This is a genomic window from Nocardioides pacificus (genome assembly GCF_054775955.1).
In genome coordinates this window covers 1,527,632-1,551,768 of the sequence record NZ_BAAHCI010000005.1, presented here as the reverse complement: position 1 = coordinate 1,551,768, position 24,137 = coordinate 1,527,632, and the positions used below count along the sequence as shown (strand labels likewise).

The following is a 24,137-nucleotide window of genomic DNA, read 5'->3' as shown; positions in this document are numbered from 1 at the left end:
GCATGCCTTACAAGCGGTATATCCGGTGCGACTCGCGGGACACGCCGACGAGTCGGGCACTAGGGTCGTGTCATGCTCAGGAGAGATGACACGCATAGCGAGACCGTCAGCCTGAGAGCCCTGGCTGCCCTCGCCTGCGTGGGCCTCTGCGTCGTGGCGACGGGTTGCGACCTCAGCGACGCCGAGGAAGCACCCAGCTCCTCGACGCCGGTGTCCCCCTCCCCGACCGCCGCGCCCAGCTCGGGAGTGACCGTGCTCATCGCAGGCCCAGCAGCCAGCCCCATCCAGTCCGGAGATGCTGACGTCGATGTCCGCATCGCGGCACATGAGGGCGGCCGTCTCCGCACCGTCGAGAGTCCGGACGACGACGCCGCCATCGGCTTCTCTCCTTACCGACCCAGCGGCCCCTACCCGCGCGCGGTGATCGTGGTGACCAACGCCGGCGACAGGGACGCGCTGAATCCGGGCGTCGCTTCCTTCACCTGGGGGACTGACTTCGTCGTTGACGCGCGCTCCGAGGGACGGCCAGAGGACAACGGCGACAACCTCGTCCAGCGGGGCCTCTTCAGCGAGGAGACTCTCTACAAGGCTGAGCTCGACCTCGGCCGCCCGGCCTGCGTCGTCCAAGGCTCCGACGGTCTGGTCACGGTTCGCTCGGTCGCCGCCGTGGTCCCGGGCGTCTGGTACCACATGGAGTGCCACCGCGACGGGGCGGAGGTCAGCGTGACCTCCTGGCCGCTTGCGGATCCCGATGCGAGGAGCACCCGGGTGGGCCTCGGCGCAACCGGCGACCTCACCCCGGCCGACTCTCGGGTGCCGCTCTCGATCGGCGGGAAGGTTTCCTCGATGGGCGAGATCGTCCAATCGGCCACCGACCAGCTGAATGGTGCCGTGTCACGCCCGTTCCTCGAGATCGAGCGGCCCTAGCACCGACGCCTACGGCACCGACCTCATTTCCGCCGATAGGTCGAAGCTCGCGTCGGCAGTCCCCCGGTAGTTGAGGTGGGTCTCCGCTGCGATCACGTTCCGGCCATCCACGAGTAGCCCCGACGGAACCTCGACCACGTACGGCGCGCTCGTGGCGACCGACGTTCTGCGGGCCGAGGACGCGTAGGTTCTATTGGTGACGACGCCGGTCGGCATGTTGGAGCGGCCGACCTCGGTGCCGTTGACGTAGACCACGACCCCGTCGTCCGCCACGGTAGTCAGCACCAACCGGGTGACCTTCGTGTGATCGGCCACCTGGAAGTCCCGGCGGAAGTACGCTGCCAACGGCCTGTCCGCTGTGGTGGCGAACACGTCGATGTTCGTGCCCAGCCCAGTCGGCCCGAAGCCCAAGGCCCCGAGTCCGGTGTTCCACGAGGAGGCGTCGAAGTCACGTGTTGCCCAGTCGGCCGGTGGCGCTGCTGCTTCGTATCGCCAGCTCCACGCCGACTTGCTCGGCACCACCGTGCTGTCCACCGGGGGGGTGGACGTGGTGACGTCGTGAGTGACGCTCGAGGTCGCGCCGCCGTCATCGGTCACGGTCAGCCGCACGGTGTAGGTCGCGGCCAGCGCGTAGGAGTGGCTGACCAGCTGTCCGGCGCCGGTGGTGCCATCGCCGAAGTCCCAGGCCCAAGTCCGCAGGGTGCCGTCACTGTCAGTGGAGCCCGAGGCGTCGAACTGCACCGCCAGGCTCGAAACGCTCGATGTGAAGGCCGCCGTGGGTGCCTGGTTGTCCCCCGACGGCGTGTCGACCGCCGAGCGTGCGGCGTGCAGCTCGGACACCTGGGAGCCACTCAGCGCCGTCGGGAACACCGAGCCCTCGTCGAGCGATCCGGCGAGGTTCCCCGTGCTCGCGCCCGACCACACGTTGTCGCCGCCGACGCGCCAGTAGCCGACGAAGTTCTCGGCCGTCGTGTTGGCGTTCGTGCCGGCGAGGACGCCGTCGACGTAGAGCCTCATGCCGTCGACGGGCGACAGCGTCGCCACTGCCGAGTGCCACTGCCCGTCGTTGACGGGCGTACTGCTCGTCACCCGGTTCTCCACTCCTGAGTAGGCGCCGAACACGACGGTGCCGTCGTTGCGCAGGAACAGGTGGCGGTCGTAGTTGCTCGACGTCCCCGTGCTCGAGCTGCTGTAGCCGATCAGTCGTCCACCGGACGTCGAGGTGGTCCTGAACCAGATCGCGAGGGAGAACGTCGAGGGTGGGGCCGTCAGCTTCGGCGAAGTGACGAATCCCTGGCTGCTGCCGGTGCTGACCCCGGTGTCCTGGGTGCCGGCGAGCGCGCCGGCGACTCCGCGGGTCACGTTGCCGACATAGCTGCCGTCGCGGCCCTCCGGACCGGAGTCCTTGGCGTTGGTGCCGCTGGCCTCGCCGAGCCGGTAGTAGACCGACGGCGAGAGTGAGTAGACCAGACGACCGTAGGGGTCGCTCGGCGACGGGTTGGCCGCGTTGGTCACGGTGACCGTCTGCGACATCGATCCGGTGGCACCGGTCGAGTCGGTCACCGTGAGCTTGACGATGTAGGTCCCCGCCGTGGCGTAGGTGTGCTCGGCATGTGCTCCGCGGGCACCCGAGCCGTCGCCGAAGTCCCACAGGTGGTCGACGATGTCTGCGTCTGTCGCTGTAGACCCGGACCCGTCGACCTGCACCGTCGAGTAGAACGAAGCCGTCGTGAACGACGCGGTGGGCGGCAGATGCGCCCCCGACACCGCGAGCACCGGAGTGGTTGCCGAGTAGTTGCCAGCTCGGTCCACGGCTCGGACGAAGAACCGGTTGGACCCGCCGAGCGGCACCGTGATCGAGGTCAGGTTGCCGTTCGTGACGGCGATGGGCCGGTCGTCGCGGAGCACGACGTAGCGCACTCCCCCGCCCGAGTCGCTGGACCCGGACCACGACAGGGTGGCGGTCAGGGACGTCGAGCCGGTCACCTGGAGGTTCTCAGGACGGGTGGGTGCGGTCGAGTCGTTCGGGGCGAACCGCACGAAACCACCCGCGAACGCCGCCGCCTGCGAGGAGGTGGCGGCAGCGACCACGTCACCCCCTGCCCAGAGGACTCCAGTGCTGTCGGGCTGGATCGCCCAGATGCCCGTGCCTTGGCGCATCTCCAGGTTGGGGGTGAACGATGGAAGCCGTTCACCCGTCGTGGCATCCCACGCACCCAGCCAACGCAGCGCGTCGGCGCCCGTCCACCCCGTCCCGAGGGAAGACCACGTGTAGGCGCCGCGATAGGACCAGTCGTCACAGTGGCAACCGGCGAAGACCGCGTTGTCCATATGGCCTATCGTCTGAATGTCTCCATGCGGCTTCGCGATATCGCCCATCGTGCGCGCCAGGGTCGATGGATCGAACTGGAACAACGAGTGCTCGGATCCACCCACCCAGACCTTGTTGCCGACAGCGTCGATCGTGCGCTGGTAGTTGTTTTTCGCGTTGCTCCAGGTCGGGCTCCACGGCCGCGCCGCGGCACCCGCCGACGTCGAGATGGCGGCCGCCTTGAACGATGCGACGCCGTTGGAGGTGGTGAAGAAGCCGCTGGCGTAGGCGGTACCGGCGTCCGGCGAGACCGAGACGTCAGTCACGGTGCCGTTGAGGGTCGGCTTCCAGTTGGCGTCGGGCGTGCCGTTGGCCGTCGTCACCCGCGCCATGCCGCGGGAGTAGATGAAGGCGTTCGGCCTGCTGCCGCCGGCGAAGTGGGTGAGGGCTCCGGCAACGTAGAGGTAGTCGCCCGCCACGTCGAGCGAGTTCACGCGGAAGGTGTCGTTGGTGAGCCGGTTCTGGAGAGTCACGTTCCAGGAGGTGTTGACGGCCCCGCTCGTCGGGTCGAGAGCGACGATCCCGGTCACCGCCTGGCCGTTGACCTGGGTGAACTCGCCTCCAGCGACTACATCTCCGTTCGGCAGGGTGGCGAGGTCGTGAACCTGCTGGTTGAGGACCGGCCGGAAGCTCGGGACCCACTCCCCGGTCGCGACGTCGAAGGCGGCGAGGAACGGCTGGCTCACCTGGCCCGTGCCTGCAGCGTCCTGCTGGACGAACTTGAAGTTGCCACCGACGTACATGGTCGAGCCGGACTGGGTGAACGCCTGCACCTCGACGTTGCCCTCGGTGCTGCTGCTCGCCGCCAGTCCGGAGACCCCCCAGGGAGAGGCCAGCGCCTGTGACTTGGGCAGGCGCTGCTGTGCCCACCCCTCGAGACCGCCGTCGGCGATGGGGGTGAAGGCGCCGTCATCGGAGAGCACCTTCGGGCGCACGTAGACCTGGGTGACGGGCAGGGCGCTCCCGGCATTGGTGGCTGACCACAGGTAAGTCGTGTCGGCGTTCGACCCGACGACCGATGTGCCGTAGGCGAAGCCCCGCTTGTAGGTGTTGGCCTTCACGGCCGTGTTGTTCTCGACGGTGAGGCCGCTCCCCGTCCCGAAGCTCGCGGAGGTGCCCCCGGTGCCCTTGGTGGAGTCGAAGGACCAGCTGGCGACGGGGTTCTCGGCGCCGAAGGTCCATGTCCACTGCGGCCACTTGGAGTACTTCACCCGCACCTCCTGCCACGAGGACCCGGCAGCGTTGGTGGCCCGACGCATCCGTACGCCGTCCGCGAGCGCATCCACGCGGCCGCCGTTCAGCAGCGCCCGCACCGTGTCGCTGGGCAGTTGGACCGTGGTGGTGAGCGGCAAGGACCCTGGGGCGAGAAGCGCCGCGCTGTCACTCTTGCCGTCATAGTCGATCGTCCAACCTTCGCGCCCCTGCCCCACCAGCACCCAGCCACCGCCGTCGGTGGTCATGTCGCAGTAGAACTGCTGGGGCTCCGCCATGGCGGGGGTGAGCAGCCAGTAGGCGCCGCTGGCTGATGTGGGTTGAGCTTGCTTGATCTCCCAGCAGGACCCGGCGGCCGTGTCGGCCGCGGCTCCCAGGCGGGCCGCCTCCGCAGGGAAGGCCAAGGACTGTCCGGCGAGGGCGGGCAGCGCGAGCGTGGCGAGCAGCAGGACAAGGACCGCGACAAGGCGACGCGTTGCGAGCATGACCAACCCCTAGAGAGTGCGGGATGTAGGTGCGGCGCCGTCCGAGTTGCGTCGTCGACCTTCGGAACGTATCGGCGGGCAGGCGCCGGAAGCATCACCAGAGTCGGTGAAAACCCCGGAGCCAAACCAGTCTCAGAGCCAGGGCGGCCGCAGCCCCCAGGTACCGAGCAGGTCACGCAGCAGGTCTAGGTCGGGAGCGTAGTAGTCGTCGAGCATCCGCCGCGTCTGAGCGGAGAGCTCGGGGGGGGTACCCGGGTCAAGATGGCTCAGCACGAGCCGGTCGAGGCCGACGATGGAGGCGTTGTAGGCCCACCCCCATGGGGTCATCCGGCGCGGATAGCGACGGTCCCGTGACTCGCTGTAAGTGAAGCGGGTGCGGTTCTTGGTGCGCAGCATCCGAAGTCGGGTCGCAGAGTAGACGCCACGGTTGGACACCCGGACCGAACGCTCCGGGAGCGGCCAGTCCGGTGTGACGCCGACGAACGCGAACGCCAAGCGGAGCGCCTGCTGAGGCTGGCCGATGAGGTGCCCCTGGTCGAACACCGCGATCTGCTCGGCCGGGAAGATCCCGAGATAGCGCTCGAGGTGCTCACCGTAGCGGCCGAACGTCAGGACCTCCTGCGCCCGCGGGTGGTCGTGATCCCAGGTGCCGGCCATCAGCGCGGACATCGCCTCGTCGATCGGACGCAGAGGCACGAACCCATGACGCACAAAGTGGTAGTAGCTCGACACCGCCCGCGCGACCGGGTCACGGAGCACCACGAGGAGCCGCAGGCCCGGAAGCGCCTCGTGGAGTCGTGCCGGGATTTCGGGGCGTCCGAGGTAGTCAGGACGCTTGATGCCGCGGACGGTCTGCTCCGCCGGGCGCTGGAAGAGCCCGGGGAGGCGGGCGACGTCTCCCGCCGTGAAGAACGGGTCCTCGAAGCAGCGCACCTCACCCTCGGGTATCTCGATGGAGGGATGCAGGCTCATCTGGTCCTGCAGGAACGTCGAGGCCGACTTCTGGGCGCCGATCACCGCAAAGCTGGGCATCCCCTGCTCCGCCGTGATCGACCGGTGCCGCCCGATGTGCTGGTCAAGATTGCTCATGATGCCTCCGTGAGTCGTGGCGAGGGGTCTACGACGGTGCTCGGGCAGAGCCGTTCGGCCTGCCGAAGCAGGTGCAGGAGCCCAGCAGGACCGATGAATGCGGTCTCCCAGGACCCGGAGTGCCGCGCGATGGTGCAGGCACGCTCGACCATGGTGACGGCGTACGCTGCGGCGACGACCGCACGATCGGGCACGTCGAGCCCGATGGCCGTGAGGTGATGGTCGGCATCCGCCAGGGCGTCGTGCAACGACATCCGATTGACGTCGCGCGTGCCCAGACGCTGAACCGAGAACGCCCAGTGGACCGCGTCGAGGCCGGCCACAGCATCGGGCTCGGCGTTCTCCCAGTCCCAGATCCACAGCTGTCCTTCGGCACCTCGCGCCCGGTTCCATGGGGAGAGGTCGCCGTGCCACCGGGTGGTCACGGGCAGCAGCACGTCGTAGCGCTCCACCGCCCCACCCAACGCCAGTGCGTGATCGGCGACCGCGCGGACGTGCGCCGCACTGCGCGACGCAACAAGCCGCTTGCGCACGGCCCGCCACTGGGCTGTCTGCGCGACCGGAGCGCGCCGCACGACCGGCGTCAAGGCGAACATCTCTTGCGCAGTCGGCGCGACGACGTCGGTCAGGGAGCCCCTCACGTCCAGCGGGAGCGGGCCGGTGACGGTGATCGGATGACCGAGGTAGTCGAGCCGGGCGAGCAGCTGAGGCGGCCGCGCAGGTCCCTCGGCACCGCCGATCTCGGCCAGCACTCCACCCTCGTTGGCGACCAGCCTGTCGGTCATCCCGTCCCAGCCCACTTTTGCGTAACCGACCGGGTCACCGCGTGCATTGACCAGGTGCAACATCGTCTTGCGGTTGTCGCTGGTGCGGATCCCGGTGGCCGCGAACACCTGGGTGCCGAGTGCACGGCTGAGCTGGGCGAGAGGCAGCAGCTCTGCAGTGCCCGGCGGTGCATCGTGACGGGCCTGCACCTCGACGACAGATGCGGACAGCGGGAGTCCGAGCCGAGCCGCCGCCCCCAGTGCGAACCGTGCGACGTTGGTCGAATGGCTCCGTAATCGGCGGTAGTTGGTCAGGCTCCGACTCGCAGCCGCACACGGCCGCCGCGGGACCAGGAACTGCGCCGAGGACTCCTTAGGCACCAGCCAGTAGGACTCCACGGTGCGCCACTCCCGGTCGGGCTCTGGGTCGACGACGGCGCGCAGCGCGGTCGACCGCGAGAAGGCCGGTGCCCACAACTGCTCGACGACATGGTCCAGAGGGTGACCGAGGCCCCCTGTCGGCGCCTGCCTCGTCCTCACGACCACTCCAGTGGCCGGCCGAGGAAGGCCTCGAGCCGCTCGTTGTGGGGCCGGTAGAACTCGGACAGCTCCGTCCGCACCGAGTCGGGCATCGGTGCCCGGGCACTCGCGTTGAACGTCTTGCGCATGGGCAGTTGCGTCGCCGGCAGTCCCAGGAATTCACACGTGGTCTCGAACGCCGACTGCACGTCGGAGTACATGTCCTCGCTGCGCAGCACCAGGAGCTGCTCACGGGGGAAGACCCGCATCCAGCCCAGCAACTGGGGCAGATAGACGCCGCGCTGCCGGTAGGCGTACCAGTCCCACGCATCGCTGTGGTAGTCCGGGTCGTTGCGCATCCGCTCGAGCTCATGCCTCGTGCGCCTCTCCTCGACGTCCAAGGCCTCGACGAACGAGAGCGGCTCGACTCCGTTCTGGACCCGCTCCTGGTAATGCGACCACGCCCGCTCGACGGGGTCCCGCACGAGCGCGATCGCCTTCACCGACGGGGCGACCGTGTGTACCCGCTCCGGGATCCGCTCATCCCACATGTAGAAAGGCGACGCCTCGCCGCTCTGGGGGCGATAGCCCAGGTGGCGCGCCCCCCTCTCGAGTCTGCCGTCGGTGTGGAAGTGCGAGCGGTACCACGCCTCACCTAGGTGCAGGTTGCGGAAGAAGTAGTCGGTGCTCTTTCGCCCGCGGACCTGCGGGTAAAGGCCGAGAACTCCCGGATGCATGAGGAGGTAGTTGAACAGCGACGTGGTTCCCCCGCGCTTGGTCCCGATCACCAGGAAGTCGGGCCGGCCGCGCCGCGCCGAGGTGGCGACCCCCCACTGCCGGGTCGTCCAGTTGGCGAGGTCCATCGCTGGTCGAGGCATGCGCTCCTTGAGCGCCGGTAGCTGTGACATGTCCCCTCATCCCCTCTTCCGGAACGGGAAGATGACGATCCCCTCCCGTTGCTTCAGGTCCACGGTCGTGAACTGGCCCCCGGCGACCAGCCAGCGGCGTGATACAGCGAGCGCCAGTACGCCCCAGGACCCGGTGAAGGCAGGCCGGAAGCGCCGTGACACCCGTCCCGTGCGGCTGTTCACGGCCAGCAGGTGCACCGAGTCGTCACGCCTGTAGGAGCCGTGGAAGCCCACGTAGGCGGTGCCCTGCGAGATCCGCACCGCCTGGCCATCACCCCCAAGGCGCACGCGCCACGCCGGTCGACCGGATGCCGTCCGCCACGCGACAGCCTGGTTGCCGACGCCGTCGGACGGCGAGCCACCGATCCCGGCGACCACCCGGCGGCCGTCGTCAGTGACGTCAATAGCGTTGACCACACCCGGAGTCCCCGCCGGGACGCCCGGGAAGCGCAGGACGGGGCCGGCCAGCCCTCCCGTCACCGCGTTCACGCTGCCGATCCCCGGACGGGCCGCCCCGTCGAGCGTCGAGAACCTGCCCCCGATGTAGAGCCGGCGGCGGTGCAGCCCGAGTGCACGCACGGTCCCTCCGGCCGCGGCGGTGAAGGTGTCGTCGACGGCGCCCGTCCGCGCGTCGGAGGCCACCACGCGGAGCCGCGCCATCCCCTGAGCGACGAGGAAGTCGCCGCCCGCGTAGAGCCGTCTCCCGCTACGGGCGAGCGCACGCACAGTCCCGTTGGTGTCGAGCACGAACGAAGGGTCCACGCTGCCGTCGGCCAGCGAGACCTTCGCTGTGTGGGCCCGAAGGCTGCTGCCGATCGCGGTGAAGGCACCGCCGACCCAGACGGACTTCGCCGATGCCTCGAGCGCGAGGACCTTGCCGTCGGTGTCGGCGCGCCAGCCGGCGAAGGGGCGCCCGGTGCGTAGCGAGAAGGCCGCCAGGTTGTGGCGCGGTATCGCGGCGCCGCGCCCGACCACGTGCGAGAAGTCGCCGCCCACGACGAGCATGTCACCAGCCACCGCGGTGGCATACACGGGGCCGTCGACGCCCCAGGCCCACGGAGCTGCAACGGAGGACGCTATTCGTGCAGAGGGCTCGCCGGCCGGTGCCTGCAAGACGCTCGAGACCGCCGAGATCAGCGCGGTGACGACGGTCATGCAAGCGCGGGTGGATCGCCGCCCGGAGCCTGCCATCATCGCAGCACTCCTGGGGCGGGGCCGCGAGTCCAGACCTCGTCGGCGATCTCGCGGGTGGTGCGGATGTGCGACGGCGTCGAGGCGCCAAAGACGACGGACTCGATCGCCGGGAACCCGGCCACCCACTCGAAGGCCTCGCGCGGCGACAGGGCACCGGAGGCGAACACCGACATCGCAATCGCCCGGAACTCCCGCTCCTCCAGGGCGGCGCGGTAACCCGCCGCGCCCCCGGACATCCGGAACTCGAGCTTGTTCATGTTGCTGCAGACGATGGGACTCTCGATGCCGACCCGCTCGAGCACCTCAAGCAGGCGCACCAGGTTCATCGTGATGTAGCCCGGCTCGGCGCCGTACCTCTTGCGCACGTGCTGGGCGAAGATCGCGAACGCCTCGTCGAAGCCGAGCCCGAGGAGCAGGTCGACGACGACGTTCTGGAGAAAGATCACGGGCGTGCGAACGCCGCGGAACATGCTCATCTCGGCGTCGATCAGCATCGTGATCATGCTCTCGACGTCCTTGCGCGCTACCGCCCGGCCCCCCTTCAGCGCTGTTGAGACGAGCCCGTCGTCGGGTAGGAACTTGCTGAGCGCACCGAGCATCCCGTAGTCGGTTACGGCGTTGGCGTACTTGTGTGCGTACGGCATGCACGGGTAGAAGGTGAAGCCGGCGTAGCGCTCTGGCTGGTCGCGCACGATCTCCACGATCTCGGCGACCCGCTCGTGGGTCGTGCACATGAAGGTCCGGATGCCCTCGTCGTAGGCTGCGTCGAGCACGCTCATGACCGCCTCGAGGTCCTGGAAGCGCATCGCCTGGGCGCGTGCCTTCTCCTCGGACATGTGGTTGACCCCGAAGAACTGGTTGTCCCCGAACAGGAGCCGGTCCATCACTTCCGGAGCATGTGTGAACATGGTCATCGGCGCTTGTCCCCCAGGGTTCGTCGAGCCTTCCCGGCGCTGCGGCGAAGGCCGCCGAGCGCTGTCATCGCAAGATCGCGCGCCTGGTCTGCGCGCGTCGTACGTCGAGTGCGGCGTGCGGGGGCCGACGTGGTCGCGGCGCCCGCCATGGCCCCACTCCCGTCAGCGAGCAGCATCTCGATCACCCGATCGGTCGCGGCCGCGGAGGCGAACGAGTTCATCCCTTGCGGCTCCCCAGGTCTGAGGTCCTGGAGCGCGCTGCGCACGAAGTAGTCGAGTTCGGCGCTGTACTCCTCGCCCCGTAGGTAGAACCAGACGGGCGGCGTGAGCTCAGTCGTGTACTTCACGTTCCACCCCGGCCGGTAGCCCTCAGGCGGAACTGCCGAGTCGCGCAGGTAGACCTGACACTCCTGGCGGTCGACGGTGATCCGGCCTTGGCTTCCCCACAGGGTCAGGCGGGTCGTCATCTTGCGGTAGGACTCGTCCGACCAATTCACGGACAGCTGCGCGCTCGCGCCGGCGTACTCGAGCGTCGAGTAGACCTCGTCCTCGGTGTCGGTGGAGTAGACGTGACCAAGCGTCGTGCCGCGCACCGCGGTCGGCTCACCGAGGATCCAGGTCATCAGGTCGAGCGGGTGTGCAGCGTAGTCGTAGAGACAGCCGCCCCCCTCGGACCGGCGCGAGCGCCAGGTGCTGCCGCGCGGCTGGAGGACGACCGGACCGTAGGCCTCGGCAAGCACGTGATGGATCGGGCCGATCGCATCCAGCTCCACGAGTCGGGCCGCCTCAGCGAACGCCGCGACGAAGCGGTTGTGGTAGCCGACCTGGCCGATCAGCCCCCGCTCATCCGCGAGTCGCGCGAGCTCGGCGGACTCGAGCGCCGAAAGCGTCAGCGGCTTCTCGCAGAAGACGTGGAGTCCACGCTCAAGTGCCGCACGCACCATCGGGAAGTGGGCTTTCGTCGGCGTGGCGATGACGACCGCATCGATGTCGACCGCGTCCAGCATCGCGACGTAGTCCTTGGCGAGATGGACGCCGGTGTGGGCGCCGAGGACGTCGAGCACGTAGCCGTTGGCGTCGCACACGACCTCGACCATGACCTGGGGGTGCGCGCGCAGGAGCGAAAGGTGGGAGAGGCCCATCTTGCCGACGCCCACCACGGCGACCCGCAGCAGTCTCGTCGACGCACGGGCATCATCGGTCGCGGTCTCCGGTCGGTCGAGGAACGTCGTCATGGCGGATATCTCAGCCGCAGGGACCGCTGGTCCGCGGCGAGATCGGACCGGATTACCCATTATTGATGGACGCCCGGGCACGCCGACGACCGACGCCGACCAGCTCGTCGAGGCGCAGGCGGCGGCGGTCGAGAAAGCAATAGCCGCCGAGGACCGCCACGACCAGCAGGCTCGAGACGACCAGTTGGGTAACGCCCTGTCCGGCGAGCAGCACGACACCGAGGGCAGGGACTGCCACGCACCCGACAACAGCAAGCATCGTCCCCGCGATGGCCCCCAGTGCCGGCGAGATGCCGATGCCCCGGCGCACCTGCCAGGCCGCAAGGACGGTGTCCAGCGCCATCGACATCGCCCAGATCACTGCCGCCCCCTCGATGCCGACCCTCGGGATCAGCACCAGGTTGCCGGTCACGTTGAAGCAGACGACGACCACCTTGTTGAAGGCGCCCCACCCGCTGTGCCCACTCATCAGCAGCAATGACTGCACGTTGCCGCCGGCGAGCACCACGATCGAGCCCAGGCTGAGGATCACCATCGAGGACGCGGCATCGGAGAATCCTGGACCGAGCCAGCTCAGGACGGTGGGCGAGAAGATCGCGAGCAACAGGTAGATCGGCGCACCCAGAAGCAGCACCCAGCGGGCGGTCGCGGTATAGAGCTCGGCCACCTCCTCGCGCCGGTTCTCGCCGAGCAGAGCGCTGAATCGGGGCGCCACGACAATGCGCAGAGCGGTCATGGCCACCACCCCGGCGGCGACGAACCTCGCAGCCGCGCCGTACACGCCCGCGGCGCTCGCGCCGAGCAGCGCACCGATCAGTAGGACGTCGATCCAGATGATCGTCTGCTCCATTGCCGCCATGACCGTGCGCGGACCGGAATAGCCCACTATCCGGCCCACCAGTGCGCGGTCCGGCCGCCACGATCCAGGGAGTGAGGGGTATCGGCGGCGCCGGATCATCCGCCCCAGGATCACCAGTGCGAGCGCGGCGCCGATCAGGCAACAAGCAGCCCACGTCCCGGAGACGGCCACCGCTCCACCGCCGAGCAGGCACACCAGCACCAGAGTGGCGGGGCGCAAGGCAGGAACCAGCACGTTGCCGATCCCGTTGAATGCGAGAACCCCCCCGAAGGCTCGAGTGGCCGCGAGTGCCACAGCCATCAGGCTCGCGACCGGCAGGAAGACCAGTGCCAGAGTGACTGAGTCGAGCAACTCCGACCCCTGGGCGCGAAACCTGAGCACCCAGATAGCCATCCAGATCGTGACGGCTACCGTGGGGATCACGACGGACAGCCCGCAAGTCACCACCAGCGCCGGCCTGACCCGGTCAGGTTCATGGCGCACGAGCCGGGGCAGTAGCCACACGGCTGTGGTATCGAGCCCGAACCTGGTAGCCGCCAGCGCGATCGTGAACACCGCGAGGGTCTGAAGGACGACTCCGGTGCCTTGCGGCCCGATGAGGCGGGCCAGCAGCAGGTTGAAGGCGAACCCGGCTAGGGCCGAGGTCGCCGCCCCCGCGAAGGTGATCGCCCCGCCACGGGCCGCCCGCCCCAGCTCGCTCGTCGACGCGGCGGGCGGGGGGGCGAAGGCGGTTTCAGATGCCATCAGCCGCGAGGGAGACATGCTTCTCCGCGGCATGACGTCGCCGGTGGCGCCAGGGGAAGCGACGGGGCCTCAGGTGCGCACGCGGAACCATCACGGAGCCCACTACCTCCGCGCCGACGCTCCTCAGCTCCTCCTCGAGCGAGCGGATCGCACCCAGCCTGGTGCGGCGGGTCTCCACGACGATCACCACGGCGCCCGTACGCCGCCCTGCTGCCAAGACTGTGGAACGCGGAGCCTTCGCTCCGAGCGCCACAACCACATGCTCCAACTGCTCCTCGGCGCTCCCGCGGGCGGGCGCCTTCCCCAGACGCACCGCGACATTCCCGACGGACGGCATCGGGCTCTGGACCGAGCGGCCGCCTTGGTCGGCGACCAGTGCAGCTGCGAGCTCCTCGTCCCCCTCGCTAAGGACCAGCCGCACCGGTCCGCCCCCGGCGGCCACGAGCCCCAGCGCCAGGTTGGCAGCGACTGTCGGGTGCTCGTGCGAGGTCAGGTCGACGACCGTCGTCGCTCGGGAACCGGAGCCGCGCAGGGCGAGCAAGCGTTCGGTCGCGCCTCGATACGCGTCGAGGTCGGTGGCCGGTGCCGGTACCGCACAGGCGCGATCGGACAGACGGGCCAGAAGCAGTCCACCGCGCGCCTTGCCGAGATCGGTGGGCGTCGTCAGGCGACGGTCGAGGGCATTGACGACGAAAGCCGCGATGATGCCCAGCACCAAACCGGCCGCGAGGCCGACCTGGACGAGCAGCCGGGTATGCGGCTGGACGGCCACGGCGTTGTCCTGGGCCTCGGTGATCACGTAGCCACCCGAGGTGTCGATGCTCGCGATCGCGTTCAACTGCTCGAGCAGACTGGTCAGCTGAGTCTCCAGGACCGTGCGCCTGCTGAGTGCGGCCGCCCGCTGGTTGGCCGAGGAGGCGGTGGCGATCGCCTTGAGGACGACGCTGAGCTCGGTGCTGACCTGCGTCTGCCTCTCGGAGAGCTGTTCGTTGATCCGGCCGACCTTGTCCTCCGCTGCGGCCGTCCGGGAGTCGACGAACGCCCGGCCCACCGCGTCGGCGCCGGCGAGCGACTCGTCGAGCGTCGATGCGGTGTAGGTGATCCGTGCGACTGTCGCCTCCGGAAGGACGGTCACCTCTGTAGAGCGGCGCACGTCGGCGATCGTGGTGCCGTTGCCCAGGTCCCCGGCCGCGTCGGTGAGGACGGCCGAGGATTTCGCCAGTTGTATCTCGGTGGCGGGGTCGATGAGGGCAGAGGCCGATCGCTGCATGTTGAACGGCTCGTCCGCGATGACGTTCAGGTTCACCACCGCAGTCGCTGTGTACGACGTCGGCGTGGTCACGGCGTAGGCCCCGGCCAGCACCGCGCCGGCGATGGTGAACCCGGCCACGACCAACCAACGACCCCTGACGATGGCCCAGTACCGGCCGAGCTCGAGCTGGCTGTTCTCTAGAGACTCCGACACGGCTTCTACCCCCACGATCTCTGCGGAGGGTCCAGCGTTCTCGGTCGATCCCGGCGAGACTCAGGATCCCGGTCCAAATACCCCAAACGGAGGATCCTCGTCCGTGCTCTCCGACGCGGTCCCACCGCGAGGACGATCCTCTCCCGCATGACCATGCCGTCGTCGCCGCCACCGCTGCTGCCCCGCTGGCCGCTGGTCGCGATCTTCGGACTCACCCCCGTCTGGTGGGCGGCGGGCCTGATCGACATGATCCTGATGCCGCTGGCGGTCGTGATGGCGGCGTACCTAGCCCAGTTCGGGCAGGCCCGCGTCCCCCGTGGCTTCGGGCTGTGGCTGCTGTTCTTGGTGTGGATGCTCTGCTCGATCGTCATGGTCGACACCCCGAACCACATGGTGGCCTTCCTCTACCGGGCCGGCATCTACCTCGGATCCACAGTCGTCTTCCTCTACGTCTACAACTTTCCACGGCGCGATGCCGCTCGGACGATCGCTGGCATCCTCACCGTCCATTGGCTCGCCGTCGTGGGCGGCGGGTTGCTGGGCACCGTGCTGCTCGGCACGGTCGTCAAGACCCCGGCTTTCTACCTGCTGCGCCAGGTGGCACCCGGCCTGGCCACTAATGACTTCATTAACCACATGGTCGTGCGACGTTTCGCGCAGTACAACCCGGATTCCTATTTGGGGGTCGCGGGGCGACCGAGCGCACCCTTTCTCTATGCCAACAACTGGGGCAACGTGTACTCGTTGCTGCTGCCGATCGTCATCGCCTACATGATGACCCTGCGCCGCAGCGACAACGCACGCGATCGGTTGGTCTTCTGGGTGCTGAGCGCGGTAGTCGCGATCTCGGTTGTCCCGGCCTCCTTCACGATGAACCGCGGCATGCTCATCGGTCTTGGAGTCGCTGCGGCGTGGGTCGCGCTGCGCATGGCTCTGCGCGGCAATTTGCCAGCCGTCGCGGCGATCCTGGTCCTGGCCGTGGCCGGGGGGCTCGCCTTCCAGCACCTGGCCGGCGCACGACTCGAGACGCGCCTCGAGGGACCCGGCACCTCCACCCGAGCCTCGCTCTACCAACAGTCGCTCGCGCTGGTGCCGGACTCACCGATCTTCGGTTACGGCGTACCGCCGACGAGCCAGGACCCGGATGCGCCGCCCGTGGGGACGCAGGGCCAGTTCTGGATGGTCCTGGTTTCCAACGGCCCGGTCGCCATCGCTGCCTTCATGGGGTTCTTCCTCGTCGCCTGGGTCCGGTCGCGGAACCGGCGCGATCCCCTGGGACTGGCCACCTCGACGCTGTGCCTGGTGTCGCTGGTGGAGCTCGGCTTCTACGGGGTGGTCCCCTACGGCCTGCCGATCATGATGACCGCTGCGGCGCTCGCGCTCCGCAGGGAGGACCCAGGACCCGCCGATCCACCGCTCCTCGCCGCCCGCAGCGACGAGTTCGAAGGCGCTCGATGAGGACCATGATGGTCGCCTCACCCGGGGGGCACCTCGACGAGCTGATCATCATGGCCGACCTGCTCGGCGTCGACACGACCAACGCGGTGTGGGTCACCGGACGCACGGCGCAGACCGAGTCGCTCCTCTCAGATCGCGAGGTAGTCTGGATGCCGCGAGTGGGCTCCGGACAGATGGCGAAGGCCGCACTCAGCCTTCCTTCCGTCCTGCGGCTGCACCATCGCCTCAAGCCCGACCGGCTCGTCAGCACCGGGGCGCTCTTCTCGACGCCGCACCTACTCGCCGCCCGTATGCGGGGTTGTGACACGTGGTTCATCGATAGCGCGACACGAGTGCTCGGACCGTCGTCGACCGGCAGGTTCGCACAGCGCCTCACGAGCGCTCGCCTCTTCGTACAAGGCACGGGATGGGGCGACAAGGCGTGGACGCCGGTCCCCAACGTCTTCGACGCTTTCGAGGCTACTCCGCGTCCCGACCCCGTCGTGGCCGGTGACCTCCGCACGGCGGTCGTCTCCCTCGGCACCGAGCTCTGGCCGTTCGACCGGGCAGTGAGCGCCTGCCGCCGGGTCCTCGAAGGACTGGATGTCTGCTGGCAGACCGGGACGACCGTCGCGCGTGACGACGAAGGCACGCAGCTCACGCAGTGGCTACCGGCCACGGAGTTGCACGCCGCCTTCGGCGCTGCCGACGTGGTGATCACCCACGCCGGCGTGGGATCGGTGCTTTCCGTGCTCCAACAGGGGAGGGTTCCGGTGATCTTGCCCCGTCGAGCGAGCGCAGGCGAGATGGTCGACGACCACCAGCTCGAGTTCGCGGCCACGATCGCCGCTCGGGGACTCGCGGTGTCGGTCGAGGCCGACGACCTGAGCGTCGACCACATCGTGCGGGCCGCCGCGCTAGCGGGGGATCGTCGTAAGCACGTTCAGATGCCGCGGCCCATCCGCTGAACCACCGACACGACCCGCGTCGCGGACAGCAGCCGCAACGAGATGGCCAAGGCGAGCCACGCCTTCACCTGTGTGGGGTCACGCCGCACGGCGCGGCGGACCCAGCTGCGCGCGAGCGCCCGATCACCGTGCGCCGCGCGGGCGAAGGCGATCTGGCTCGCGATCCGACCATGCGCCCTGCGGTCGCGCTGGAAGCCGGGGTGCTCGACATAGAGGTACTCGAGACCATCGGCGTAGGCGCCCCAACGGCCGAAGAAGTACGAGTCCTTGGACCAGGTCACCGACACCAGTGGTGAGTTGGCAACCAGGATCGGCGCGATTGCCGAGCTGCGCAGCAGCAGGTCGTAGTCCTCGCCGTAGCTGCCGGGAAGGTTCTCGTCGACGAGACCGAGATCGCCGAGCAGAGCGTCTCGGCGCAGCACAAACGTACTCGAATGCAGCCCCGCCATCCGGTCGCGGAGCAGCGCATCATGGGTCACCAAGCCGCAGGGAACGGGGCGGTCATGTTGGTGTCTTCCGTCGTCGAACGTCGCAGCGGTGCCCACCAGCACCGGCTGCTCCGGAACGGCGAACAGTGGCATCTGCGCCTTGAGCTTGCCCGGTAGCCAGTAGTCATCGTCGTCAAGGAAGGCCACGAAGTCGTGACCGGCCTCCAGGATGCCCGTGTTCCGCGCCCCCGCGAGACCGCGCGAACGCTGATTGGCGATGACGCGCAGGGTGCGTCGCTCCCTGGATGGGACATCGGGCACGAACGGCTCGCACGCGTCGAAGACGACGATGATCTCGATCTCGCCCGCATAGTCCTGATCGACCACGCTCCCAACGGCCCGGCGCATCAGCTCGGGCCGGTTGTGCGTCGGGACTACGACAGTGACGGGTGCGCATTTCGACACGTTGCTGACCTTCCGCTCGGAGTGGTGACCAACGTGCGACATCGCCGGGCGATCACCGGCACGAAGGGCAGCCAGTTGCCTGAAATTGGGGGATCCCCGATCGACGCCGTGCTAGGAGCTGCCAAGTCCGGACCGGTCGAGGTACTCGCCGTACGTGACCGCGGCCTGGACCTGCGAGACGACGCCCAACTTGCGCAGCACCGCCGCAACGTGGGACCGCACAGTGGACAGCGAGACGTCGAGCACGATGGCGATTTCCGCGACGCCGACACCGGCGTAGAGGAGCTCGATCACTTGTGTCTCACGCTCGGACAGCGACCGCACACGGGACCGCAGGGCGTCCATCTCGAGCACGCCGCGCCATGTCGCTCGAAGGGCCTCGACACGGTCCTCGTCCAGCAGTTGCTCACCGTGGGCCGCGCGCTCGAGGAGGTCGTGGAGGTCGTCGAGCGTGGTGGTGCTGGGGTAGACCGCGTCGACGCCCCGCTCGAGTGCCGCACCCCAGAGCGGGTTCGGGCCCTTGTGGGCGAGCAGCAGCCATCGCACCGCGACGTGATCCACGAGCCTGGCGACGTCGTCGACCTCGGACTCGACGGCCAGCTCGGCCAGCGCGATTCCCACGCCGCCCGGACGCGGCCGGATCACGGGAACGATCTCCGACTGCTTCGGCCAGTCCAAGGTCTGCACCAGAAAGCCCCGAGCGGCCAGCGCCACTCGGAGCGATTCGGCCACCAGCGGATGCTCGGCGCTCACGACGACCAAGGCCGTGGCTCCACCCACCGCAGCGTCCTCGCGCACCAATGCTGACTCCCCTCCCGGCATCAGAAGGTCGAGCGTCATTGCCCCACAGTGACGAGCCAGGGCTCGGTGCACCGAAGACGGCGTGGATCACACCCGATGTTGGGGATGGGCGACACCCGTCCTTTCAGCCGGTCCCCGCGGCGCAGCCGGAGGCTTCGGCGCGCATCCTCACGACGTACACCTGGAGGTGAGTAGAGGAGAGATCACTACGCTTCGCCCCTGGGCCGTGGCCAGGTCGTGCCAATCCGCGCACAGTGGCGGGCCTATGTCCGAGGCCCGCGGGTGCCGGGTGGGCGATCCGACGGCTGATGAGGGCCACCCTTCGGGGTCGCGGTCACTAGCGCCCGACTCGGCTCAGGTGGAGACGATCACCGACGACCCATGCCCGAAGAGCCCCTGGTTGGCGGTGATGCCCACTCGAGCACCCTCGACCTGTCGCCCCTCGGCCTGACCGCGCAGCTGCCAGGTGAGCTCGCAGACCTGGGCCAGGGCCTGGGCGGGGACCGCCTCGCCGAAGCAGGCCAGCCCGTCCGACGGGTTCACCGGGATCCGGCCGCCGATCGTGGTGTCGCCGGCGCGCAGCAGCTGCTCGGCCTCACCCCGCGGACACAGGCCGATGTCCTCGATCCAGTCAAGCTCCAGCGATGCCGGGGAGGGGGCGGCCCCGACTTCGGCCCCGACTTCCGGGCCACCAGCCCTGAGGGCGGCGCGGTCGCCGGCCGGCCCGCTGGCTCTCACGTCGACTCCGTCGTCCGAGGCCAGGCTCCGTGCGGTGAGTATCGCCAGGACCGCGAGCACCGTCACCAGGGCGACGAGACCCACGGAAAGCATGCGACGCGACGGCAGGGTGACAGTCATGACTGGCTCCTGGATGGGTCGACAACGTCTCGGGTCCACGCTCGAGGTTCAGACCCGCATTCTTCGGCGGACGCGCTTCAGCGCGGTCGGGCTCCGTGCCCGGGTCACCATATTGGGAAACTCCTCTCTCCAGTGCCGAGAGGGAGGGGCCGACTCCCGATGGTCGAGTCCTGCTGTCGCCTGGCCACGGGCCTGCACTCCCTCGGTCTCGGAGGTGCCGCTCCATGAACTGGTTCAACCTGTCCCTCATCGGAACCCGTCATCGCGCGGTCCGCCTCCTGCTGACGTCGCTCTTCGTGGTGGGAGCGCTGGCCGCGTTGGCCGCGACTGCGGGAGCTTTCTACCTACACCATCAGCTGAACAACCGGGTCGAGCGTATCGGAGGCGTCTTTGAGGGGCTCGAGGACCGACCGGTGCAGCCGAGCGCCGGCCCGGCTGCCAAGGCGATCAACATCCTGTTCATCGGCAGCGCGGGCGTGGCGACCACCGACGCAGAGGACAGCCTGGAGTGGCTCCCGCGACAGAGCGCCGACAGCGTGATGGTCCTGCACATCGAGGGGGACCGCTCGAGGGTCTCAGTGATCTCCATCCCGCACGACGCACTCATCGAGGCTCCGGTCCGCCGCGGCGTCACCACCGTCGAGGACGCCGTCTCCGGAGCGACACCGTCGACGGCGATCCAGACGGTGGAGGAGCTCACCGACGTCCGAATGAACCACCTCGCGGTCCTGGACTGGACTGGTCTGGAGGACGTCGTCGACGTGGCCGGAGTGACGCTCGACGAGCCGAGCGATCTGCACGATCCGATCCGTCAACAGGCTCTCATCGAGCAGCTTGTCTCTCGCGTCCTGACCTCGGCCTCGAGTCGCGACGTACTGGGCCTGCGCGAGCAGAGGGAGGCGATCACCGGGCACCTGAGCGTCGACGAGGACTGGTCCAGCACGGACATGGTCGACCTGGCCATGTCACTGCGCGAGCTCGAGGGCGACGACGTGGACTACCTGTCCGCTCCTGTGGTCCACCACGGCTCGGACGGGGGGATCAAGCGACTCGACGAGACGGCGGGACGCCAGCTCTGGGCTGCGGTGCGCGACGACGCGGGCATCCGAGAGAGCGCAGACCGCCTGCCCGACTGATCTGGCTGCTGCGGCTCAGGACGGGGACCGGCCGTGGCGCAGTGCGTCGTACATCGCGATCGCGGCCACTTGTGAGTGGACGCCGAGCTTGACGAGGATCGAGTGCACCTGGCTGCGCACCGTCTGCTCGGAGACGCCGAAGAGCTCCGCGATCGACGGCACGGAGTCACCGGCGTAGAGGAGGCGCAGGACCGTGCGCTCGCGCGGGGTGAGCGACCCCATCCGGGCGAGCAGCCGGTCATGCTCCCCGCGGGTCATCCGCCAGGCCCTCACCAGCTCCGCCCGGGTGGTGTCGTCCATCAGCGAGCGTCCCGCCAGGACGACACCCAGCACCGACGAGAGCTCGGCCAGGACGGTCGACTCCGGAAGCACCTCGCGCGCGGACGCCTCGAGAGCCGCCCCCCACTCGGCCCCAGGAGCCGTCGAGGTGAGCACGATGCTCGGTCCCGGGACGGCGCCCAGCCAGGAGCAGACCCGCTCCACGGCCTCGGGTGACTCCAGGTCACTCAGGATCACCACGATGTCGGGCCGGGCCCGACGCCATTCCCGCGCGAGCGTGTGGGTCGTGACCCCACCACCGAGGACCCGCACCACCGAGATCCCGTGGCCGGCCAGTGCGGCGCCAACCGTCTCACCGATGAGCGACAACCGCGCGAGGATCAGCACCCGGGGAGCGACCGCGTCACGATCGACCATCGTCCTCACCATCGTCACGGACCGCTGTGGAGTCGACGGCCAGCGCCTGTGCGGGGCGGGCGGCCGCGGAGGACAGACTGCCGCGGCGTGACGTGCCGCGGCGCAGGAGGCCCCCCGTAGACCCAGAATTGGGGAGTCCACAGGACCTGCGTCCGTCGCCCCTCAGGTGGAGACGATCACCGACGACCCATGCCCGAAGAGCCCCTGGTTGGCGGTGATGCCCACCCGGGCACCCTCGACCTGTCGCCCCTCGGCCTGACCGCGCAGCTGCCAGGTGAGCTCGCAGACCTGGGCCAGGGCCTGGGCGGGGACCGCCTCGCCGAAGCAGGCCAGTCCGCCCGAGGGGTTCACCGGGATCCGGCCGCCGATCGTGGTGTCGCCGGCGCGCAGCAGCTGCTCGGCCTCACCCCGCGGACACAGGCCGATGTCCTCGATCCAGTCGAGCTCCAGCGCGGTGGAGAGGTCGTAGACCTCCGCGACCGAGACGTCCTCGGGGCCGAGCCCGGCCTCCTCGTAGGCAGCGTCCGCGATCGACTCCTTGAACGTCCGCGCCGCCGCCGGCACGGTGGCGGCCGAGTCGGTGGAGAAGTTCGGCATGTCCATGATCGTCTGCGGGAACGTCGGCGTGACCGTGGAGATCGCGCGGATCCGCACCGGGTCCGCCAGTCCGTGACGTCGCGCGTAGTCCATCGAGGTGAGCACCACCGCCGCTCCCCCGTCGGAGGTCGCGCAGATGTCGAGCAGGTGCAGCGGGTCCGAGACGACCGCCGAGGCCAGCACGTCCTCGACCGACACCTCCTTGCGGTAGCGCGCGTTGGGGTTGGCCAGCCCGTGGCGGGCGTTCTTGACCTTGACCGCCGCGAAGTCCGCCGTCGTGGCGCCGTAGAGGTCGATCCGGCGGCGAGCGTTGAGCGCGAAGTAGGCCGGGTTGGTCATCCCGACCAGCCGGAAGCGCAGCCAGTCCGGATCGTCCCACCGCTCCCCCGCGTTGGGCGCGAGGAAGCCCTTCGGCGTGGTGTCGGCGCCGACGACCAGCGCCACCTCGCACTGACCGGCCAGGATCCGGGAGCGAGCCGTGTCCAGCGCCTGCGCACCCGTCGCGCACGCGGCGTACGACGTGGCGACGCGCGCGCCGTTCCAGCCCAGCGCCTGGGCGAACGTCGCCCCGGCCACATAGCCGCCGTAGCCGTTGCGGACGGTCTCGCCGCCCACGACCAGCTCGACGTCCTTCCAGTCCACCCCGGCGTCAGCCAGCGCCGCCCGCGCCGCGTGCACGCCGTACGTCACGAACGAGCGGCCCCACTTGCCCCACGGGTGCATGCCCACACCCATCACGGCGACGTCGCTGCTCATGCCGCACCTTCTTCCGTCTGGCCCGTGCTTGTCCGATCCGTCGCCACCGGCTTCCAGCGCCAGATGGTGCGCTCCCCCGACTCGTCGACGTACAGCGTCTCGACGACCAGCTCGACCGGAGAGCCCACCTGCACGTCGTCGACGCCGTAGCCCTGCGCGAGCTGGCCGAGCACGACGATGCCCTCGGGCAGCGCGACCGCTGCGATCCCGAACGGCTGGTAGGGATCGTGCGCGGGGATGTAGGGCGGCGGCGGCTGGTACTGCGCGTCGGTGTAGGACCACACGGTGCCGGTGCGCGCGAACTCGTAGTCGTCGAACTCTTCGCCCGCACAGCCAGGATTGCGGCAGAAGACCTGCTCGCGGGGGAAGTAGACGGTGCCGCAGTCGCGGCACCGGGTGCCGAGCAGCGCGGGTCGCTCACCTGTGGTGAACCAGCCCTCGATCGCAGGGGTCGCAGTCATGCCCCGGAGTATGCCGGGACGGACGCGTCGGGGCCCCCGCGATCCCGCTCGGTGGATCAGTCCGTGCCGTGCGCGGCGATGAACGCCAAGATCGCCTCGGACAGCTCGGGGCGGCACACGATCAGGTCGGGCAGCGAGACGTCGTCCTGGTTGTAGACCAGCGGGGAGCCGTCGACGCGGGAGGTGAACAGCCCTGCCGCGCGGGCCACGGCGACGGGAGCGGCGGAGTCCCACTCGTACTGTCCACCGGCGTGCACGTAGGCGTCGGCGACATCGCGCACGACCGTCATCATCTTCACCCCGGCCGAGCCCATCGGGACCAGCTCGGCGTCCAGCTCGGTCGCGAGCGCCTGCACGAAGGCCGGCGGCCGGGTCCGCGAGACCGCGATCCGGGGCCGCTGCGACGTGCGCGGAGGTACGACGGGAGCCTGGCCGGTGTTGAACGTCTCGCCGAGCACCGGCTGGGCCACGGCTCCGGCGATGAGCTCGCCACCGTCGGCGGAGCGCTGCCACAGCGCCACGTGCACGGCCCAGTCGTCGCGCGGGACCTCGGAGAACTCGCGGGTGCCGTCGAGCGGGTCGACGATCCAGACCCGGTCCGCAGCCAGCCGCGCCTTGTCGTCCTTGCCCTCCTCCGACAGCACGCTGTCGTCCGGGCGGTGCTCGGCCAGCAGCTGCATCAGCAGCTCATGGGCGGCCCGGTCACCGGCGTCCTTGAGCTCCTTGCCCTCCAGCCCCTGGCCGCGCACCTCGAGGAGCAGGTCACCGGCGACGGTTGCGAGCCAGGTGGCGAGGACGTGGTCGTTCGTCGCGGCCTCAGCGGGCGGCGTACCGGGAGCGAAAGTCAC

General features: G+C 69.3%; 20 protein-coding genes. 4 read left to right on the top strand and 16 right to left on the bottom strand.

Annotated elements, in window-relative coordinates; all coding sequences use genetic code 11:
• The first annotated feature begins 72 nt into the window (after nucleotides 1-72).
• A complete protein-coding gene (locus tag ACYU7L_RS10050) occupies nucleotides 73-927 on the top strand; it encodes a hypothetical protein (protein WP_460795732.1) in 855 nt (284 codons plus the stop codon).
• Between the two features lie 9 nt (nucleotides 928-936).
• Here the strand turns inward: ACYU7L_RS10050 and ACYU7L_RS10045 are convergent, their stop codons facing one another.
• From ACYU7L_RS10045 to ACYU7L_RS10005, 9 genes are all read right to left on the bottom strand, one after another.
• Nucleotides 937-4,995, bottom strand: a complete 4,059-nt coding sequence (locus ACYU7L_RS10045; protein ID WP_460795730.1) for a PKD domain-containing protein — start codon at nucleotides 4,993-4,995, stop codon at nucleotides 937-939.
• A 132-nt stretch (nucleotides 4,996-5,127) separates the two neighbouring features.
• A complete protein-coding gene (locus ACYU7L_RS10040; RefSeq protein ID WP_460795727.1) occupies nucleotides 5,128-6,084 on the bottom strand; it encodes a sulfotransferase domain-containing protein in 957 nt (318 codons plus the stop codon).
• Nucleotides 6,081-7,388 (bottom strand): hypothetical protein, encoded by a 1,308-nt coding sequence (locus ACYU7L_RS10035; protein ID WP_460795724.1) that lies wholly within the window; start codon nucleotides 7,386-7,388, stop codon nucleotides 6,081-6,083. The genes ACYU7L_RS10040 and ACYU7L_RS10035 overlap by 4 nt, the downstream gene beginning before the upstream one ends.
• Nucleotides 7,385-8,245, bottom strand: coding sequence for a sulfotransferase domain-containing protein (locus ACYU7L_RS10030; protein ID WP_460795722.1), 861 nt, complete (start codon nucleotides 8,243-8,245; stop codon nucleotides 7,385-7,387). The genes ACYU7L_RS10035 and ACYU7L_RS10030 overlap by 4 nt, the downstream gene beginning before the upstream one ends.
• Before the next feature lie 36 nt (nucleotides 8,246-8,281).
• Nucleotides 8,282-9,430, bottom strand: coding sequence for a hypothetical protein (locus ACYU7L_RS10025; RefSeq protein WP_460795717.1), 1,149 nt, complete (start codon nucleotides 9,428-9,430; stop codon nucleotides 8,282-8,284).
• A gap of 35 nt (nucleotides 9,431-9,465) precedes the next feature.
• A complete protein-coding gene (locus tag ACYU7L_RS10020; protein WP_460795713.1) occupies nucleotides 9,466-10,383 on the bottom strand; it encodes a hypothetical protein in 918 nt (305 codons plus the stop codon).
• Nucleotides 10,380-11,618: a Gfo/Idh/MocA family protein gene (locus tag ACYU7L_RS10015; RefSeq protein ID WP_460795709.1), complete on the bottom strand. Its 1,239-nt coding sequence runs from the start codon at nucleotides 11,616-11,618 to the stop codon at nucleotides 10,380-10,382. The genes ACYU7L_RS10020 and ACYU7L_RS10015 overlap by 4 nt, the downstream gene beginning before the upstream one ends.
• Nucleotides 11,619-11,670: 52 nt before the next feature.
• Complete coding sequence (locus tag ACYU7L_RS10010; RefSeq protein ID WP_460795707.1) at nucleotides 11,671-13,221, bottom strand: flippase; 1,551 nt, start codon at nucleotides 13,219-13,221, stop codon at nucleotides 11,671-11,673.
• Nucleotides 13,211-14,686, bottom strand: coding sequence for a Wzz/FepE/Etk N-terminal domain-containing protein (locus ACYU7L_RS10005; RefSeq protein ID WP_460795704.1), 1,476 nt, complete (start codon nucleotides 14,684-14,686; stop codon nucleotides 13,211-13,213). Before ACYU7L_RS10005 ends, ACYU7L_RS10010 begins: the two co-directional genes overlap by 11 nt.
• A 246-nt stretch (nucleotides 14,687-14,932) precedes the next feature.
• Between ACYU7L_RS10005 and ACYU7L_RS10000 the strand changes: the two genes are divergently transcribed.
• Together ACYU7L_RS10000 and ACYU7L_RS09995 are read left to right on the top strand one after the other, a co-directional pair.
• Nucleotides 14,933-16,144, top strand: a complete 1,212-nt coding sequence (locus ACYU7L_RS10000) for an O-antigen ligase family protein (protein ID WP_460795702.1) — start codon at nucleotides 14,933-14,935, stop codon at nucleotides 16,142-16,144.
• Nucleotides 16,141-17,091 (top strand): glycosyltransferase, encoded by a 951-nt coding sequence (locus tag ACYU7L_RS09995; RefSeq protein WP_460795698.1) that lies wholly within the window; start codon nucleotides 16,141-16,143, stop codon nucleotides 17,089-17,091. The genes ACYU7L_RS10000 and ACYU7L_RS09995 overlap by 4 nt, the downstream gene beginning before the upstream one ends.
• Here the strand turns inward: ACYU7L_RS09995 and ACYU7L_RS09990 are convergent.
• From ACYU7L_RS09990 to ACYU7L_RS09980, 3 genes are all read right to left on the bottom strand, one after another.
• Entirely contained in the window at nucleotides 17,067-18,026 is a 960-nt protein-coding gene (locus tag ACYU7L_RS09990; RefSeq protein WP_460795696.1) for a glycosyltransferase family 2 protein, read from the bottom strand. The genes ACYU7L_RS09995 and ACYU7L_RS09990 overlap by 25 nt on opposite strands.
• Before the next feature lie 69 nt (nucleotides 18,027-18,095).
• On the bottom strand, nucleotides 18,096-18,824 hold the full coding sequence (locus tag ACYU7L_RS09985; protein ID WP_460795693.1) for a helix-turn-helix transcriptional regulator: 729 nt from the start codon (nucleotides 18,822-18,824) through the stop codon (nucleotides 18,096-18,098).
• A 315-nt stretch (nucleotides 18,825-19,139) separates the two neighbouring features.
• Nucleotides 19,140-19,643, bottom strand: a complete 504-nt coding sequence (locus ACYU7L_RS09980) for a thiolase C-terminal domain-containing protein (RefSeq protein ID WP_460795691.1) — start codon at nucleotides 19,641-19,643, stop codon at nucleotides 19,140-19,142.
• 224 nt (nucleotides 19,644-19,867) lie between these two features.
• Between ACYU7L_RS09980 and ACYU7L_RS09975 the strand changes: the two genes are divergently transcribed.
• Nucleotides 19,868-20,779: an LCP family protein gene (locus ACYU7L_RS09975; RefSeq protein ID WP_460795687.1), complete on the top strand. Its 912-nt coding sequence runs from the start codon at nucleotides 19,868-19,870 to the stop codon at nucleotides 20,777-20,779.
• A gap of 15 nt (nucleotides 20,780-20,794) precedes the next feature.
• On the opposite strand, the gene ACYU7L_RS09970 is transcribed toward ACYU7L_RS09975, so the two are convergent.
• The 4 genes from ACYU7L_RS09970 to ACYU7L_RS09955 all read right to left on the bottom strand — a co-directional run bounded on the left by ACYU7L_RS09970 (nucleotide 20,795) and on the right by ACYU7L_RS09955 (nucleotide 24,137).
• Complete coding sequence (locus ACYU7L_RS09970; protein ID WP_460795683.1) at nucleotides 20,795-21,475, bottom strand: helix-turn-helix transcriptional regulator; 681 nt, start codon at nucleotides 21,473-21,475, stop codon at nucleotides 20,795-20,797.
• A 162-nt stretch (nucleotides 21,476-21,637) separates the two neighbouring features.
• Nucleotides 21,638-22,828, bottom strand: a complete 1,191-nt coding sequence (locus ACYU7L_RS09965; RefSeq protein WP_460795680.1) for a lipid-transfer protein — start codon at nucleotides 22,826-22,828, stop codon at nucleotides 21,638-21,640.
• Nucleotides 22,825-23,289, bottom strand: coding sequence for a Zn-ribbon domain-containing OB-fold protein (locus ACYU7L_RS09960; protein ID WP_460795676.1), 465 nt, complete (start codon nucleotides 23,287-23,289; stop codon nucleotides 22,825-22,827). The genes ACYU7L_RS09965 and ACYU7L_RS09960 overlap by 4 nt, the downstream gene beginning before the upstream one ends.
• A 56-nt stretch (nucleotides 23,290-23,345) precedes the next feature.
• Complete coding sequence (locus tag ACYU7L_RS09955; RefSeq protein ID WP_460795673.1) at nucleotides 23,346-24,137, bottom strand: 3'(2'),5'-bisphosphate nucleotidase CysQ; 792 nt, start codon at nucleotides 24,135-24,137, stop codon at nucleotides 23,346-23,348.